General features: G+C 72.6%; 9 protein-coding genes. 6 read left to right on the plus strand and 3 right to left on the minus strand.

The annotated features are described in order from the left end of the window. Window positions 1-42 precede the first annotated feature (42 nt). On the plus strand, window positions 43-4,431 hold the full coding sequence (locus tag AB0C33_RS45840; RefSeq protein ID WP_358300356.1) for a ThuA domain-containing protein: 4,389 nt from the start codon (window positions 43-45) through the stop codon (window positions 4,429-4,431). A gap of 89 nt (window positions 4,432-4,520) precedes the next feature. On the opposite strand, the gene AB0C33_RS45845 is transcribed toward AB0C33_RS45840, so the two are convergent. Next, window positions 4,521-6,080 carry a DUF5722 domain-containing protein gene (locus AB0C33_RS45845; protein ID WP_358300359.1) on the minus strand — a complete coding sequence of 520 codons (1,560 nt, stop codon included), beginning with the start codon at window positions 6,078-6,080 and terminating at the stop codon, window positions 4,521-4,523. Window positions 6,081-6,169: 89 nt separating this feature from the next. Next, a complete protein-coding gene (locus tag AB0C33_RS45850) occupies window positions 6,170-7,207 on the minus strand; it encodes a LacI family DNA-binding transcriptional regulator (RefSeq protein ID WP_358300361.1) in 1,038 nt (345 codons plus the stop codon). A gap of 168 nt (window positions 7,208-7,375) precedes the next feature. On the opposite strand from AB0C33_RS45850, the gene AB0C33_RS45855 reads away from it, so the two are divergent. The 5 genes from AB0C33_RS45855 to AB0C33_RS45875 are packed head-to-tail and all read left to right on the plus strand — an operon-like array spanning window position 7,376 to window position 16,926. Beyond that, window positions 7,376-10,609 carry a family 78 glycoside hydrolase catalytic domain gene (locus AB0C33_RS45855; RefSeq protein ID WP_358300364.1) on the plus strand — a complete coding sequence of 1,078 codons (3,234 nt, stop codon included), beginning with the start codon at window positions 7,376-7,378 and terminating at the stop codon, window positions 10,607-10,609. 5 nt (window positions 10,610-10,614) lie between these two features. Continuing rightward, window positions 10,615-11,505 (plus strand): sugar ABC transporter permease, encoded by an 891-nt coding sequence (locus tag AB0C33_RS45860; RefSeq protein WP_358300366.1) that lies wholly within the window; start codon window positions 10,615-10,617, stop codon window positions 11,503-11,505. After that, complete coding sequence (locus AB0C33_RS45865; RefSeq protein ID WP_358300369.1) at window positions 11,502-12,326, plus strand: carbohydrate ABC transporter permease; 825 nt, start codon at window positions 11,502-11,504, stop codon at window positions 12,324-12,326. Before AB0C33_RS45860 ends, AB0C33_RS45865 begins: the two co-directional genes overlap by 4 nt. 50 nt (window positions 12,327-12,376) lie before the next feature. After that, a complete protein-coding gene (locus AB0C33_RS45870) occupies window positions 12,377-13,819 on the plus strand; it encodes an extracellular solute-binding protein (protein ID WP_358300372.1) in 1,443 nt (480 codons plus the stop codon). 11 nt (window positions 13,820-13,830) lie between these two features. After that, entirely contained in the window at window positions 13,831-16,926 is a 3,096-nt protein-coding gene (locus AB0C33_RS45875; RefSeq protein ID WP_358300375.1) for a DUF5722 domain-containing protein, read from the plus strand. A 59-nt stretch (window positions 16,927-16,985) separates the two neighbouring features. On the opposite strand, the gene AB0C33_RS45880 is transcribed toward AB0C33_RS45875, so the two are convergent. Beyond that, window positions 16,986-17,588: a histidine phosphatase family protein gene (locus tag AB0C33_RS45880; RefSeq protein ID WP_358300378.1), complete on the minus strand. Its 603-nt coding sequence runs from the start codon at window positions 17,586-17,588 to the stop codon at window positions 16,986-16,988.

The raw sequence follows: 17,588 nt of genomic DNA on the forward strand, positions 1-17,588 counted from the left end.
GCCGCCCGATGGACGGCGCGGGTCAGCGCCGTCCTCCTGGCCATGTCGAGCGCGGTCGTGCTCACCCTGGCCGCCCCGCCCGCCCGCGCCCACGCCGCCATCGACCCCGCCGACTACCAGCGCGTCGAGCTGGCCAAGGGCGTCGCCGAGATGGGCGAGCCGATGACCATGGCCGTGCTGCCCGACCTGTCGGTGCTGCACACCGCCCGCGACGGGACGCTGCGCCGCACCGACGCCCAGGGACTGACCACCGTGATCGGGACGCTGCCCGTCTACACCCACGACGAGGAGGGCCTCCAGGGCGTCGCCGTGGACCCCGGCTTCGCCGCCAACCGGACCATCTACCTCTACTACGCCCCCCGCCTCAGCACGCCGTCCGGCGACGCGCCCGCGACCGGCGCCGACTGGTCGGCCTGGCAGGGCGTCAACCGCCTGGCCCGGTTCACCCTCAAGCCCGACTGGACGCTCGACCTGGCCTCCCAGCGGACCGTGCTCGACGTGGCCGCCGACCGCGGCATGTGCTGCCACGTCGGCGGCGACATGGACTTCGACGCCCAGGGCAACCTCTACCTGTCCACCGGCGACGACTCCAACCCCTTCGACTCGGCCGGCTACGCCCCCATCGACGAGCGCCCCGACCGCAACCCCGTCTACGACGCCCAGCGCAGCGCCGGGAACACCAACGACCTGCGCGGCAAGATCCTGCGCATCAAGGTGAACCCCGCGGACGGCACCTACACGATCCCCGCGGGCAATCTCTTCCCGCCGGGCACCGCGCGGACCAGGCCCGAGATCTACGCCATGGGCTTCCGCAACCCGTTCAGGATGACCGTGGACAAGGCCACCGGCGTGGTCTACGTCGGCGACTACGGCCCCGACGCCGGCAGCACCGACCCCAACCGCGGGCCCGCCGGGCAGGTCGAGTTCGACCGCGTCACCGGCCCCGGCAACTACGGCTGGCCGTACTGCACCGGCACCAACACCCTGACCGAGACCTACAACGACTACACCTTCCCCTCGGGCCCGTCGGGCCAGAAGTACGACTGCGCCGCGGGCGGCCCGGCCAACGACTCGCCGCGCAACACCGGCCTGGCCAAGCTCCCGCCCGCCAAGCCCGCCTGGATCAGGTACGGCGGCGACGCCGGCTCCCCGCCCGAGTTCGGCAGCGGCTCTGAGTCGCCGATGGGCGGCCCGATCTACCGCTACGACGCCGCCCTGAACTCCGCCGTCAAGTTCCCGCAGGACCTCGACGGGCACTTCTTCGCCGGCGAGTTCGGCCGCAAGTGGATCAAGGCGATCGACGTGGCCGCCGACGGCACGCGCGGCGAGATCGCCGCCTTCCCCTGGACCGGCACGCAGGTCATGGACCTGGCCTTCGGGCCCGACGGCGCGCTCTACGTCCTCGACTACGGCTCGGGCTACTTCGGCGGCGACGCCAACTCCGCCCTCTACCGCGTCGAGTACATCAAGGACCGCAACCGCTCGCCGGTCGCGGTCGCCAAGGCCGACAGGACGTCCGGCAAGCTCCCGCTCACCGTGGCCTTCTCCAGCGCCGGCTCCGCCGACCCCGAGGGCGGCGCGCTCACCTACGCCTGGAACTTCGGCGACGGCACCACCTCCACCGCCCCGAACCCCACCAAGACCTACACCAGCGAGGGCGAGTTCACCGCCACGCTCACCGTGCGGGACCCCCAGGGCAACGCCGGCACCGCCGGCGTGGTCATCACGGCCGGCAACACCGCCCCCGCCGTGACCATCGGCACGCCCGCCCCCGGGACGCTGTTCACCTGGGGCGACACCGTGCCCTTCACGATCGGGGTGACCGACCCCGAGGACACGCAGATCGACTGCGCCAAGGTGAGGATGACGTACGTGCTCGGCCACGACAGCCACGGCCACCAGATCACCTCGAAGAACGGCTGCGCGGGCGAGCTGGCGATCCCGGCCGACGGCGAGCACGACGACGCGGCCAACATCTTCGCCGTCTTCGACGCCGAGTACACCGACAAGGGCGGCCTGACCACCCACACCCAGCACGTCCTGCAGCCCCGCCACCGCCAGGCCGAGCACTACGCGACGATGTCCGGCGTCTCGCAGATCTCCAAGGCGGCCGCGCACGGCGGCAGGACGGTCGGCGACGTGCACAACGGCGACTGGATCGCCTTCACCCCCTACCGGCTCGACGACGCCAGGACGTTCCGGGCGCGGGTCTCCTCCGGCGGCGCCGGCGGCTCCATCGAGGTGCGCGCGGGCTCGCCCACCGGGCCGCTGCTCGGCAAGGCCGCCGTCCCGGTGACGGGCGGCTGGGAGACCTTCACCGACGTGCAGGCCCCGCTGACCGGCGCGACCGCCGCGTCCACCACGCTCTACCTGGTCTTCACCGGGGGCGCCGGGGCGCTGTTCGACCTCGACGACTTCACCCTGGCCAAGGAGGCGATGGCGGTCGGCCCGATCCGCGCCGCCGACGGCAGGTGCGTGGACGTCGCGGGCGCCGGCACCACCGACGGCACCAAGGTGCAGCTCTACTCCTGCAACGGTACGAACGCCCAGAACTGGGCCATCGACGGCCAGACCGTCAAGGCGCTCGGCAAGTGCCTCGACGTGGCCGGGGCCGGCACCGCCGACGGCACCAAGGTGCAGATCTGGACCTGCAACGGCACGGGCGCGCAGAAGTGGACCGCCGAGGGCGGCGCGCTCAAGGCGCTCGGCAAGTGCCTCGACGCCACCGACCCGGCTCAGCTCGTCATCAGGACGTGCAACGGCGGCACGGCCCAGAGGTTCACCACGGCGACCCCCGCCGCCGGCGGCCCCGCCGTCCTGGTCTTCTCCCGTACGGCGGGGTTCCGGCACGACTCGATCGCGGCGGGCGTCCAGGCGATCAGGGACCTCGGGTTCGGCGTGACCGCCACCGAGGACCCGGCCGCGTTCACCGCGGCGAACCTGGCCGCGTACAAGGCGGTCGTCTTCCTCAACACCACCGGTGACGTGCTCGACGCCGCGCAGCAGGCCGCGTTCGAGGCGTACGTCAAAGCGGGCGGCGGCTACGCCGGCGTCCACGCGGCCGCCGACACCGAGTACGACTGGCCCTGGTACGGCGGTCTCGTCGGTGCCTGGTTCGCCGCCCACCCGGCGGTGCAGAAGGCGACGGTCAAGGTCGAGGACCGCGCCCACCCGGCGACCGCCCACCTCGACGCCACCTGGCCGCGGACGGACGAATGGTACGACTACCGGACCAACGCCAGGACCGGCGCCCACGTGCTGGCCACCCTGGACGAGTCCACGTACTCGGGCGGCACGATGGGCGCCGACCACCCGATCGCCTGGTGCAAGCCGTACGACGGGGGGCGTTCCTTCTACACCGGCGGCGGGCACACCGCGGAGTCCTTCGCCGAGCCCGCCTTCCGGCAGCACCTGCGCGGCGGCCTGGCCTACGCCACCGGCCAGGCCAAGGCCGACTGCCGTCCCGAGACCGGCTACACCACCCTCTACGACGGCTCGACCACCGGCTGGGAGCAGGCCGGGCCGGGCGGCTTCGCCAACGCCGGCGGCACGCTGACCTCGCAGGGCGGCATGGGCCTGCTCTGGTACAAGGCCAAGGAGTACACCACCTCCTACTCGCTCAAGCTGGACTGGAAGCTGGCCGGTGACGACAACTCCGGCGTCTTCGTCGGCTTCCCGCCCTCGACGGACCCGTCCTCGGCGGTGAACAACGGCTACGAGATCCAGATCGACGCCACCGACGCGCCGGACCGGACCACCGGCTCGGTCTACGGCTTCAAGGCCGCCGACATCGCCGCCCGCGACGCCGCGCTGAACCCGCCGGGAGAGTGGAACACCTACGAGATCCGGGTCGAGGGCGAACGCCTCCAGGTCTTCCTCAACGGCGCCAAGATCAACGACTTCACCAACACCGACCCGGCCCGCTCGCTGAAGAACGGGCACATCGGCATCCAGAACCACAGCGACGCCGACCAGGCGTCCTTCCGCAACATCCGGATCAAGGAGCTCGGCCCGCCTGCCGGGGACTCCGTCGTCCAGGCCGAGACCTGGGCGCAGGCGTCGGGCGTGGCCACCTACCCGCACGCGCCCGCGCACGGCGGCACCGTGCTCGGCTACGTCAACCCGGGCGACTGGGCGGCCTACGACGTGGACCTCACCGGGGTCACCGCGTTCCGGGCGCGGGTGGCCTCGCCGGGGCCGTCGGGCGGCTTCGAGATCCGCACCGGCTCGCCGGCCGGGCCGGTGCTCGGCGCCGTCACCGTGCCGGACACCGGCGGCTGGGAGTCCTACGCCGACGTCTCCACGGCGCTGACCGGCGTGCCCTCCGGCACGGCCCGGCTGTACCTGGTGTTCACCGGCGCGAACTTCGACGTCGACGACTTCACCCTGGTCCGCGCCGCGCCCAGGACGCCGGCGAAGCGGGCCCGCTAGCCGCCGGCCCGGCGGCCCCCACGCGGACGGCCGCCGGAAGCCGCCGGGCCGGTGGTCGCCACGCGGACGGCCGCCGGCCCGGGACGGGGTCAGGGCAGCGCGTAACCGAGGACCTGCTCGTGGATCAGGCCCTCGCAGCCCGCCTGGTCCGTGACCAGGTGGTCGCCGCTCGCGGCCCGGCACCGGTGCAGCGCCACCGATCCGGGCACCTGGCTGGTGTAGACGTGCCCGACCGGGCCCATCGGGAACTGCCCCTCGCAGCCGGGGTCGCGGGTGAGCATGGTGTGCGCGCCGACCTTGCACTCGTACAGGGGCACGGTGCCGGCCGCCTGGTTGCGCAGCAGCTTCCACACGCGTTCCTGGGCGAAGCCGGGCGGCAGCAGCCGGGAGCTGGCCACGTGCCCCTTGCCCGACTGGTAGCCGCGGCGCAGCTGGGTGTGGGGCAGCAGCTCGAAGCCGCACGACAACTGCGGGGGCGACAGGTCGTTCCGGTTGGCCAGCGCCCACGTGGCCCAGGCCGGCTTGGCCGAGCCGTCGGTGCGGCGCAGCCCCACGCCGAGGCCGGCCGCCGTCTCGTCCGGATGGTCGCTCATGCGGTGCCAGACGTAGCTCTCGATGCCCGGCGTGCCGAGGACGTTGCGGAAGGAGTTGCACAACTGCGACGCCTGCGCGGCCTCCGACGAGGGCGACAACGAGTTCACGCCGCTCTCGGTGAGCTGCACCTGCCAGGCCGACGGCGTGTTCGGGAACTGCTGGCGCAGCCAGCCGACCAGCACGCCGATGTTGCCGTAGGTGACCTTCGGGAAGTCGTCGGCGGAGAACTGCGGCGCCAGCAGGTTCGGCGGGTAGGGGTGGTAGGCGACCCGCCAGGCCCGGTCGCCGGCCCGCGCCGCCAGGCCCTTGAGCACGGTCATGCCCGACAACATCGCCTCGGAGGCGGCCGGCTGGTCGTAGGCGGTGCCGAAGTGGTGGTCGAGCGAGGTGAGCACCTTCGCGGTGGGCTGCTGGGCCATGACGGCGTCGTAGGCGGCGTTGTAGTTCGCGGCGATCGCGTCCAGCCAGGCGGTCGTGCCGCAGGCCGCGCCCTGGCCGCAGCCGATGTCGAACCAGGTGTTGCTGTTGACCTCGTTCATGACGACGAAGTCGGCGATGCGGCCGTTGCCGTGCTGCCCGTCGTAGCGCTGGGCCAGCATGCCGGCGAAGCGGCCGTAGGCGGCCGGGTCGTCGGGGACGCAGAACTTCTCGAACCCGGGGGCGGCTGGCGTGCAGGGACGGGCCCCGCGGGCCCAGGCCGGGGTGCCGTAGACGACGGCGGTGACGACGAGACCGCGGGCGGTCCAGTCCCTGATGGCGGCGTCGACGGCCGAGCCGACGGTGAAGCAGCGCCCGCCGAACTCCTGCGCGCCCGCCGCGCACGGCGGCGTCTTCACGCTGGGCTCCCAGTCGGCCCAGATGAGGTTCATGGCGACGCCGCCGGCGTTGTTGCCGGCGATCTCGTTCTTGTCGGGCCAGAAGTCCGGTTGCAGGCCCTTGATGCGGTAGTCGGACCTGACCGGATACGGCAGAGCGGCGGCGGTGCCGGTGGCGGCGGCCGGAGCGGCCGGAAGCAGAAGTAAGAGGACGGCGGCGATGCGGGCAACCCAACCCATGGGACCTCCTGGATTTAAACGTCTCAACAATGAGGCCCAGAAGGCGGCCAGGCAAGACCCGATTCGCTGCGGCGGACCGACTTGAAACGTCACTGAGGAACGGTCGACGCCCTGACCATGAGCTCCGGCTGGAAGACGATCTCCTGGTGCCAGTGGTTGGCGTCGCCCCGGGCGTCGGTGAGCAGCAGCTCCGCGGCCGCCTGGCCGAGCTGGTGCTTGGGCTGGCGGACCGAGGTCAGCGACGGCGACAGCAGCTCGGCGAACTCGACGTCGTCGTAGCCCAGCACCGCCATGTCGTGCGGGACGCGCACCCCGCGCCGCTCCAGCCCGCGCAGCGCGCCCAGCGCCACCGTGTCGTTGACGCAGAACAGCGCCGTCGGCCCCTTGCGCGCGGGCAGCCGCTCCAGCGCCGCCTCGCCCTCGCGCGGCGTCAGCGCGGGCAGGGTGACCTCGGTGATCACCTCGTCGGGGTCGAGCCCGGCGGCCCGCACCGCCCTGGCCAGCCCCTCGCGCCGATCGGCGCACTGGCGCACGATCGGCGGGCCGTTGAGGAAGGCGATGCGCCGGTGGCCGAGCGCGAGCAGGTGGGCGCCGGCCAGCTCGCCGCCCCGGACGTTGTCCACCGCCACCGCGCAGAGCTGGGCGTCGGCGCCCGGCCGGTCGAGCAGCACCATGCCGATGCCGCGCCGGCGCAGCTCCACCAGATGGGAGATGTCGGGCCCGGCGGGCGTGATGAGGATGCCGGGCACCCGGTGCTGCTCCAGGATCTGCAGGTAGTGGGCCTCCTTCTCGGCCGAGTCGCCGGAGCTGCACAGCACCAGGAGCAGCTGCTCCTGCGACAGCCGGGTCTCGATGCCCGGCAGCACCTCGCTGAAGAACGGGTTGCCGATGTCGCGCACCATCACGCCCACCGAGCGGCCGGAGCCGCCGCGCAGCTGCCGGGCCGGCGCGCTGGGCACGAAGCCGAGCGTCTTGATGGAGGCGCGCACCCGGCGCAACGTGCGCTCGGCCACCAGCTCGGGCCGGTTGAGCACGTTGGAGACCGTTCCCACGGACACGCCGGCATGGGCCGCGACGTCGACCATGCTGAGCCGGCGGCGCTCGGCCGGCTTGTGGATGTCGGTCACCGGTGGACAGCCCTTCTGGTCACCTGGCAGAGAGGGCCAGTCTACTGGTTGAAATGTTTCAGCCAAACGAACCCGCGCTGCACATCTGGAACCGGGGCATTGACGGATGTACCTCACGGTGCCTACGGTGCGCATTGCTTGAAATGTTTCAACTAGCCGGGAGTACCCTTGTCGCATCTCGCCGTGACCGACCTGCGCGTCGAAGGACTGGCCGAACCACTCGGCCTCGACGTGGACACGCCGGAGTTCTCCTGGTGGATCACCGGGGCCGGGCGTGGACGGGCGCAGAGCGCGTACCGGCTGGTCGTGGCCCGGGAGGGCGATCCGGCCGACGAGGAGGCCGAATCAGTCTGGGACAGCGGCGTGGTGAACTCGGCCGCTACCTTCGACGTTCCGTACGGCGGCGCCGCGCTGCGGCCCAGGACGCGCTACCAGTGGCGGGTCAAGGTGGCCGACGAGCACGGCGAATGGTCCGGCTGGAGCCCCGCCCACTGGTTCGAGACCGGGCTCGGCGAGGCCGGCGGCTGGATGGCGGGCTGGATCGGCACCCCCATGGTGCCCGGCTCCGAGCGGCTGCCGTCGCTGGAGAACGTGCCGCGCATCTGGGTCGCCGGCCCGCTCGGCCCGTCCGGGTCACCGACCGGGGCGTTCCGGACGCGGTTCGCGGTGCCGGGCGGGGCCAGGCCGCTGTCGGCGTGGCTGGTGATCGGCGACGGCGGCGGGATTGAGACGGCCGAGACGGTCGGGTCGGTCGAGGCGTTCCGGGCGGCCGGGTCGGCCGAGGCGGTCGGGTCGGTCGAGGCGTACGTCAACGGGGTGCGGGTCGCGGGGGAGCGGCGGGCGGGCGCGTTCGTGGCCGACGCCGGCGACCTGGTGGCCTCGGGCGAGAACGTGCTCGCGATCAGGGCCGCCGGGCCGGGGCTGTGCGTGCGGCTGGAGGTCGTGGTCGAGGGGCGGCCCGCGCTGCCGCAGCTCGTCCCGGTGGCGGGCGAGAGCACGGTGACCGTCACCTCCGGCGGCCGGTGGCGGGCCGAGGACCGGCCGGGCGAGGGCTTCGAGCAGCCCGGCTTCGACGACTCCGGCTGGCGGCTGGCCGAGGAGGTCGGGCTGCACGGCGACCCGCCGCTGGGCCGCGAACCGGTCGGCGACCGGCCGAGCCCGTACCTGCGGCGCGAGTTCGGCGTGCCGTCGCCGGTGCGCCGGGCCAGGCTGTACGCCACCGCGCTCGGCGTCTACGAGATCCACCTCAACGGCGCCCGGGTCGGCGCCGACCACCTGGCCCCCGGCTGGACCGACTACCGCCACCGCGTCACGTACCAGACCTACGACGTGACGGCGCTGGTGTCGGAGGGACGCAACACGATCGGCGCGGTCCTCGCCGACGGCTGGTACGCCGGCAACATCAGCTGGTTCGGCTCCTTCCAGTACGGCCGCCGCCTGGCCTTCCGCGCCGAGCTGGAGATCCTGCACGAGGACGGCACCCGCACCCGGCTGAGCACCGACTCCGACTGGCGCGCCGGCTCCGGCGCGATCCGCTACGCCGACCTGCAGAACGGCGAGCGGCAGGACCTGGCGGCAGAACCGCTCGGCTGGACGGCCGCCGGGTTCGACGACTCCGGCTGGGCGCCCGCGGTGCCGGTGAGCCCGCCGGCCGGCCGGGTGACCGCCTCCGTCGCGCCGCCGATCCGGGTGCACGAGGAGGTGGCGCCGGTGCGGGTGTGGGAGCAGCGGCCCGGCGTGTGGATCGCCGACTTCGGCCAGAACCTGGTCGGCTGGGTCCGGCTCACCGGCCGCGCCGGCCGCGACCGCCCGGTGGTGCTGCGGCACGCCGAGGTGCTCGACCACGAGGGCGGGCTGCACCTGGCCAACCTGCGCTCGGCCCGCGCCACGGACGAGTTCCTGCCCCGCGGCGAGCAGGCCGAGACGTTCGAGCCGAGGTTCACCTTCCACGGCTTCCGGTACGCCGAGGTGTCCGGCCTGCGCGCGGCCCCCGAGTCGATCACGGCCAGGGTGGCCCACGCCGCGATGGAGCCGGCCGGCGAGTTCACCTGCTCCGACGAGCGGCTCGACCGGTTGCAGCGCAACATCGTGTGGGGGCAGCGCGGCAACTTCCTGGCCGTCCCCACCGACTGCCCGCAGCGGGACGAGCGGCTCGGCTGGACCGGCGACATCTGGGCCTTCGCCCCGACCGCCCTGTTCAACTACGACGCCGCCGCCTTCCTGCGGAGCTGGCTGACCGACGTGGTCGACGCCCAGGGCGACGACGGCGCGGTCACGCACGTGGTGCCCGACGTGCTGTCGGGCCGCGGCCTGTCGCCCAACCCCAAGGAGGCCGGCTCGCCCGGCTGGGGCGACGCGCTGATCATGCTGCCATGGGCGCTGCACCGGCTGCGCGGCGACGCCCGCCTGGTCGCCGCCTGCTTCGAGCCGATGCTGCGCTGGCTGGCCTACCTGGACCGGCGCTCCGAGAACGGCGTCTTCCCCGACGAGGGGTTCGGCGACTGGCTGTCGATCGGCGCCGACACCCCCAAAAGGCTCGTCGGCACGGCGATCTTCGCGCTGTCGGCCCGGCAGCTGGCCGGGCTCGCCGCCGCGCTCGGCCGCGACGCCGACCGGCGCTCCTGCCTGGAGCTGTACGAACGGGTGCGCCGGGCCTTCCGCGCGGCCTTCGTCGAGGGCCCCGGCGTGGTGGCGAGCGGCACGCAGACCGCGTACGTGCTGGCCGTCACCGCCGGGCTGCTGGAGGAGCACGAGCTGCCCAGGGCCGCGGCCCGGCTGGCCGGTGACGTCGAGGCGCGCGGCGGCCACCTGTCGACCGGGTTCCTCGGGACGCCGTACCTGCTGGACGCGCTCACCTCGACCGGGCGGCTGGACGTGGCCTACCGGCTGCTGACGCAGGACACCTTCCCCTCCTGGCTCTACCCGGTCGTGCACGGCGACGCGACGACCATGTGGGAGCGCTGGGACTCCTGGAGCCACCACCGCGGGCTGCAGGACCCCGGCATGAACTCCTTCAACCACTACGCCTACGGCGCCGTCGGCGACTGGATGTACCGGACGGTCGGCGGCCTGGCCCCCGGTTCGCCCGGCTACGCCGACATCGTCGTGCGCCCCCGCCCCGGCGGCGGGATCGGCTGGGCGCGGACCGCCCACCGCACCCGGCACGGCCAGGTGGAGATCTCCTGGCGGCTGACGGACGGCGGCCTCGCCCTGGACGTCGTCGTGCCGCCCAACACCCGGGCCGAGGTGCACGTGCCCGCGCCGCCGGAACGGGTGACCGAAGGCGGCCGGCCGGCGGCCGAGGCGGAGGGCGTGACCTTCGACCGCCTCGACGACGGGGCCGCGGTCTACCGGGTCGGCTCGGGCTCGTACGCGTTCCGCACCACCGCTGAGAGGCATTGACGATCGTGACCAGCACCAAAGCGCGCCGCCGGATCCCGTGGGGCGTCTACCTCGTCCTCCTGCCCACCTTCGCCCTGCTCGCGGCGTTCGCCTACTACCCGGCGCTCAACGGCATGCTGCACTCGCTGTACGAGTGGCGGCCGGGCTTCGGCTCGCCGTTCGTCGGGCTGGACAACTACCTCACGATGCTCGGCGACGACCTGTGGTGGGCCTCCTTCCGCAACGCCGGGATCATCTTCGTCTGGGCCGTCACGCTCATGTGGGTGTTCCCGCTGCTGGCCGCCGAACTGGTGATGTCGCTGTCCAGCGAGCGGCTGCGGTTCGTCTTCCGCACCCTGCTCATCCTGCCGCTGGCCTTCCCGGCCGTGGTCAACGTGCTGCTGTGGCAGTTCATGTACGACCCGCGCGACGGCGTCGTCAACAGCCTGCTGCGCGCGCTCGGCCTGGACGGGCTGGCGGGCAACTGGATCGGCGACCCCGCCACGGCGCTGGCCGCGCTGATGACGATCGGCTTCCCGTGGGTGGCCGGCCTGCCGTTCCTGGTCTTCCTGTCGGCGCTGCAGAACGTGCCGGCCGAGATCTACCAGGCCGCCGAGGTGGACGGCGCCGGCCGGCTGCGCCGCTTCTGGAGCATCGACCTGCCGATGATGTTCCGCGACGTCAAGCTGCTGCTGGTGCTGGCGGTGATCTCGGTGCTCCAGTACGGCATGCAGGCCCACATCATGACCAAGGGCGGCCCCGACAACGCCACGCAGGTGCCGGTGCTGCGCATGCTCGACGCCGCCTTCGTGGACACCAGCTGGGGGTACGCGGCCGCGCTCGGCACCGTGCTGTTCGCCCTGACGCTCGGCGTGAGCCTGGTCGCGCTGGCGCTCGGCAGGAGGTCGGGATCGTGAGCCGGACCCGCAGGACCGACCTGGTGGCCGGCGGCGTGCTGGCGGTGCTGGCCTTCGCCGGGCTGTTCCCGTACCTGTTCATGCTGGCCGCCTCGGTCAAGGACAACGAGCAGTTCTTCGGCAGCTACTGGTCGCCGGCCTGGCCGGTGCACCTGGACAACTACGCGGCGGCCTGGGAGCAGGTCAGCCCGTACCTGTTCACCTCGTTCGTGGTGGCGGCGCTGGCCATCGCCGGCACGATGCTGCTGGCCCCGGCGGCGGCGTTCGTGTTCGCCCGCTACCGCTTCCCGGGGCGCAACGCGCTGTTCGGGCTGGTCGCGGCGCTGCTCATGGTGCCCTCGATCACCAGCCTGATCCCGCTGTTCGTGCTGATGCGCGACCTCGGCATCCTGGACAGCCGGCTGGTGCTGATCATCCCGCACGTCACCGCGAACACGGTCTTCGGGATCGTCGTCATGCGCACGTACATGGCGCAGATCTCCGAGGAGATCTTCGAGGCGGCGCGGGTGGACGGGGCGGGCGGCGTCCGGCTGTTCCTGGCCTTCATGCTGCCGCTGGCGCGGCCGGTCGTCGGCACGGTCGCGCTGATGACGGTGCTGGGCGTGTGGAACGACTACTTCTGGCCGCTGCTCACCGTGCAGACCGACGCCTACCGGACGATCCCGGCGGGGCTGGCCTTCTTCGCCAACCAGAACGCGCAGCAGTGGGGCCCGCTGTTCGCCGGCTACGTGCTGGCCAGCCTGCCGCTGGTGGTGCTGTTCACGTTCCTGTCCAAGTGGTTCCTGGCGGGCATCCAGGGCGGCATCGTGTCCGGCAAGTGAGCCGGCGCCCGTGATTGAAACGTATCAATAAGGAAAGGACCCGTACCCCGATGAGAACACCCCCCAAGAGCGGGCTCGCGGCGCTGGCCGCGCTGCTCGCGCTGACAGGCTGCGGCCTGCTCGGCACCGGCGGCACGTCCGCCCAGGACGGCGGCGGCAAGGTGACGATCACGCTGGCCGGCCCCAACCAGTGGAACGCCGGCGGCAGCAGCTTCGGACCGGCCTGGGAGGCGCTGGTCGACGCCTTCGAGAAGCGCGAGCCCGGCATCGAGGTCAGGACGCAGGTGCTGCCCCTCGACGGCTTCATGCAGACGATCACCACCCAGCTCGCCGCCGGCACCGCGCCCGAACTGGTCTTCAACCAGCCGCCGCACAAGGCCCACGAGGTGCACGCGCTCGACGCCGAGCTGCAGAAGCCCAACCCGTACGTGCCGGGCAACCAGCGCTGGATCGACGTGTTCAGGAAGGAGTACTACGGCCCCGCCGTCTCCAAGGCGCTGAGCAAGGAGAGCGGCAAGCTGGAGTACGTCCCCTTCAACCTGGTCGCCATCGGCCTGTTCTACAACAAGGACGCCTTCGCCAAGGCGGGCGTCGACCAGCCCCCCGCCACCTGGGAGGACTTCAGGAGCGCCTGCGGGAAGCTCAAGGCGGCCGGCTTCGACCCCGTCGCCCTCGACAAGGGCGGCCTGGCCGCCGGCTGGACGTGGGAGGCGGTCAGCACCCAGCTCATCGACAAGTACCACGACGACTGGAACCTCTTCGACGCCACCGGCAAGCCGGGCAAGGCGCCGACCGTGACCGAGAAGTCGATGAGCCGGGTCATCAAGGAGGGCACGCTCACCACCAGGACGCCCGAGGTCGCCGAGTCCCTGAAGATCTACAAGGAGTTCTTCGACTGCGGCACGCCCAACTGGACGGGCGTCGCCGACGGCGGCGCGACCGTGGGCTACCGCGACTTCGTCTCGGGCAAGGCCGCCATGTCGTGGGGCACCGACTTCGCCGTCGAGGCGCTGAAGGCGGACGCCAAGTTCGCGCTCGGCACGATGCCGTTCCCGACCATCACCAAGGCCAGCACGCCGCTGTCGTCGGAGGCCCCGGCCCGCTACGGCGCCTCGATCGGCGGCACCAGCTACATGATCCCCTCCACCGTCAAGGGCGAGAAGTACGCGGCGGCGGTCAAGTTCCTGCAGTACATGAGCTCGCCGGCGATCAAGCCCTGGCTGGACGCGACCGGCGGCCTGCCCGCCGTCGAGGGCGTCGAGCCGTCGGCCGAGACCGCCGGGCTGCTGGAGGGCGAGTGGGGCAAGCCGTTCCGGGTGGTGGCCCTGCCGGGCGGCCCGGAGGGCACCTCCTTCCGCGACGTCTTCGACGGCTATCTGCTCGGCCGGCGCTCCCTGGAGGAGGAGCTGGCCGACCTGGACAAGTGGTGGAAGCGCGGCATCGAGGCGGGCATCAAGAAGAACGCCTGGGGCGACGAGGACTGGGCCAAGTAGGAGGAGATGACATGCGGTTGTTGATCGCCCTGGCGCTGGCCGTCCCGATGCTGGCCCTCCCGGCGCAGGCCCTGCCCGCGCGCGCGGCGGCGGCCGGCGGGGTGAGCGGCGTCGAGGTCGGCGGGGACACGATCACCGTCACCGGCGTCGCCCCCGGCCCGGCCGAGCTGTACGCGCTGGACGCCTGGCAGGACTCGCCCGCGGGGGAGCGGCCGGTCGCGTCCGTCGAGGCGGGCCCGTTCCGCGTCGAGGTGCCCCGGATGGACGGTGACCAGGACCGGCTCTACGACAAGTTCCTCGCGGTGGGCGCGGACGGCCCGCTGGGAGAGGTGCACTACGCCGACAAGCTGAGCTTCCCGTCGGCCAACCAAGCCCCTTATCCCGAAATGTCGGGCAAAAAGGGGTTACAGGTGCAAATGACGGACGACGCCGAGGAGATCGGCGTCCAGCACGCCGGCATCAACCTGGCCCTCGACTCGGTCATGACGGCCGGGCCGGGCGCCCCGGGCAACACCATCGAGTTCGTCTCGCAGGGCAAGACGTACTACTTCGACCGCGGCGCCGTCGCCGGGCTCGATGCCCAGGTCAAGCCGCTGTCGGACAACGGCGTCCTGGTCAACATGATCGTGCTGGTCTACAACAGCGGCGCGCCCGACTCCGCCGCGCGCACGCTCATCCACCCCGACGCCGAGCTGGGCAAGGGCACGGTGTACGCGTTCAACACCAAGACGGCCGAGGGCGAGGCGCACTTCACCGCCGCGATGGAGTTCTTCGCCCAGCGCTACAGCCAGGCCGACGGCCGCTACGGCCGGGCGTGGGGCTGGATCGTCGGCAACGAGATCGACGCCCAGCAGTTCTGGTACAACATGGGCCGCCAGGACCGTGACGTCTTCCTCGACCAGTACGCCCGCGCCATGCGGCTGACCTGGCAGGCCGTGCGCAGGGCCGACGCCGCCGCCCGCGTCTACACCTCGCTGACGCACTTCTGGACGGGCGCGGCCAACGACGACCCGAAGTACACCTACAAGGGCCGCGACGTGGTGGACGGGCTCAACGCCCTCACCAAGCGCCAGGGCGACTTCGACTGGAACATCGCCTACCACCCCTACCCGGAGAACCTGTTCAACCCGGCGTTCTGGAACGACAAGACCGCCACGGACGGTTTCGACACCCTGCGGATCACGTTCAAGAACATCGAGCTGCTGCCGCGCTACCTCGCCCAGGACGACCTGACCTACCACGGGCAACGGCGACGGGTGATCCTCTCCGAACAGGGCCTGAACTCCCAGGACTACTCCGCCAAGGAGCTGGAGCTGCAGGCCGCGGCCTACGCGTACGCCTACTACAAGATCGCCTTCGCCGACGGCATCGACTCCTTCATCCTGCACCGGCACGTCGACCACAAGCAGGAGGGCGGCCTGCGGCTCGGCCTGTGGACGTGGGACGAGGAGCACAGCGCGCCCTCCAACGCCGGGGAGCGCAAGCCCCTGCACGAGGTGTTCGCCGCCATCGACACCGGCCGGTCGCTGGAGGTGACCGAGTTCGCCAAGAAGATCATCGGCATCTCCGACTGGAAGGACGTCATCCCCGGCTTCGACCCGGCCGAGCTGGCCGTCAGGAAGCCGCCCGCCGCGGTGGGCACGCAGCTCGACGCCAGGCCGGTGGCCGAGCGGGTGATCTCCGGCTTCGAGACCGGCGCCGACGGCTGGCGGCCCTCGGACAACGCCGCCGCCGTGGAGCGGGTGGCCGTGGACGGCGGGCACGCGCTGCGCGTGCCCTTCGACCGCGACCTGCCCGGCTGGTCGCGGTACGCCAAGTCCTACAAGGGCGCCGACGTGCTGTTCGGCAAGCCGCTCGACGCCTCGCGCACGCCGTCGCTGTCGGTGTCGGTCCGGGTGCCGCCCGAGGCCGACGACGGCTTCAAGCCGGGCAACGTCTTCACCGCCAAGGTCCGCGTCTACGGGCGCGGCGGCGCGGTCGCGGAGGGCGCCGGCACGGTCGACCCCGAGCTCGGCTGGAACCGGCTCACGCTGGACCTGTCCCGCTGGGCCCCGCGCGCCGCGATCTCCCGGGTCAAGGTCTGGGTACGCGGCTCGGCCGGCTCGGACTGGGCGGGCTCGTACGACCTCGACCGGCTGAGCCTGGCCGCGGCGGCGCTGCCCGGCCTCGCCCGGCGCAACGTCGAGGTGAGCGCGTCCACCGCCGAGCGCGGCCGGCTCGGCTCCAAGGTCACCTTCACCGTCACCAACCGGGACGTGCTGCCGATGGCCGGCCGGGTCACGCTGTCCGCCTGCGACGGCGTGGCCGTCGATCCGCCCGTGCTGCCGGTGACCGGCCTGCGCACGGGCGCGAGCCGCACGACGGAGACCACGCTGACCGCGTACGCGCCCGCGAACCAGGAGTATCCGGTCGTGTGCGCGTCCTACCTGGGGCACACGGACCGGGTGACGTTCCGGCTGCCGCCGCGGGCCGCGTACGTGCCGCCCGCCCCCGACGCCTTCGCCAACCAGGAGCTGGCCGACGGCTTCGACCAGGCCGGAGACTACCAGGCCCACCGGGGCCAGCCGGAGGACAAGGAGCTGCCGCAGGTGACGTACGCGGGCGGCGCGCTGTCGGCCGGGCACCCGTCGGCGTCCTGGTTCGGGCTGATGTCGTCAGGCATCTCGCCGCGCAACCCGGCGTTCGCCACGGCGATCACGATCAGGAGGTTCCAGGGCGACTCCACCGACATGGACACCGTCTACACGGGCCTGGTCAAGGACGGCAGCACGGACGTGGCGGCGTTCTACGTCAACAGCCACAGGTTCGCCGGGTTCGAGGTGCGCGGCCCGCAGGTGCCGGGCGGGATCGCGGTCTTCGGCGTCAAGCAGGGCGTCACCGTCCCCGACGGCGGCCGCTTCGCGCTGTCGCTGGTGGGCGAGCGGGCCGCCATGTACGCCGACACCGGCTCCGGCTGGGAGCTGGTGACCGCGGCCACGCTGGAACACCTGCCGGCGTTGTCGGACCCCGAGGTCAGGGCCGGTTACCGCTACGGCTTCGGCGTGCGCGGCGACCCCGGCCCCAGCCCCCTGGTGCTCGACGCGGTGGAAGGACGCAGCATCTCCTGACGCGGCATCCCCTGACGTCACCTCCCGACGCCACCTCCTGACGCCCCCCGCCCCGCCGCTCACGGCCACATGTCCTGCGGGAACCCGGTCCAGCGCAGGCCGGACGAGAGGTGGCTCAGGTCGTTGAACATCACCATCGTGGGCGGCAGGCCGGTGCGGTACTCGATGATCGTCAGGCCGGTGTCGGCGCTGTTCAGGCCGAGCCACCGCGGCGGCGGCGCGTCCAGCGCGTGCCGCACCAGCCAGGCGATCTGACCGGCGTGCGTCACCAGCACCTCGTGCACGTCGGACGCGGGCTCGTCGGGGACCTTCGCGAACCGGGCGACCAGGGCGTCGGCGAGCGCGCGGCCCGCCGACGCCTCCGCCTGGTCGAAGCCGTCGAAGTAGCCGGCCCAGGACGCGGGCGTCTCGGCGGGAGCGGGCACGTACGGCACATGGTCGACGAGCTCGTCGGCCGCGGCCACCGGCACGCCGGGCAGACGCAGGGCGAGCTCGCGCGCGCTCTCGGCGGCACGCGGCAGCGGCGAGTGCCACACCGTGCCGACCGGCATCGCGGCCAGCCGTTCGCCGAGCAGGGCCGCCTGCTGCCGCCCGGCGTCGGTGAGCTGCCCGAACGCGTCGGCCGCGCCGTGGCGGGCCAGATAGAGGCGTCGTAGCGACAT

Origin of the sequence: Nonomuraea sp. NPDC048881 (assembly GCF_040649795.1) — a bacterium.
GTDB lineage: Bacteria > Actinomycetota > Actinomycetes > Streptosporangiales > Streptosporangiaceae > Nonomuraea.

Coding starts and splice junctions, on each gene's coding strand:
- AB0C33_RS45840 (WP_358300356.1), top strand. CDS start 43: ATGTCGAGCGCGGTCGTGCTCACCCTGGCCGCCCCGCCCGCCCGCGCC.
- AB0C33_RS45845 (WP_358300359.1), bottom strand. CDS start 6,080: ATGGGTTGGGTTGCCCGCATCGCCGCCGTCCTCTTACTTCTGCTTCCG.
- AB0C33_RS45870 (WP_358300372.1), top strand. CDS start 12,377: ATGAGAACACCCCCCAAGAGCGGGCTCGCGGCGCTGGCCGCGCTGCTC.
- AB0C33_RS45875 (WP_358300375.1), top strand. CDS start 13,831: ATGCGGTTGTTGATCGCCCTGGCGCTGGCCGTCCCGATGCTGGCCCTC.
- AB0C33_RS45880 (WP_358300378.1), bottom strand. CDS start 17,588: ATGTCGCTACGACGCCTCTATCTGGCCCGCCACGGCGCGGCCGACGCG.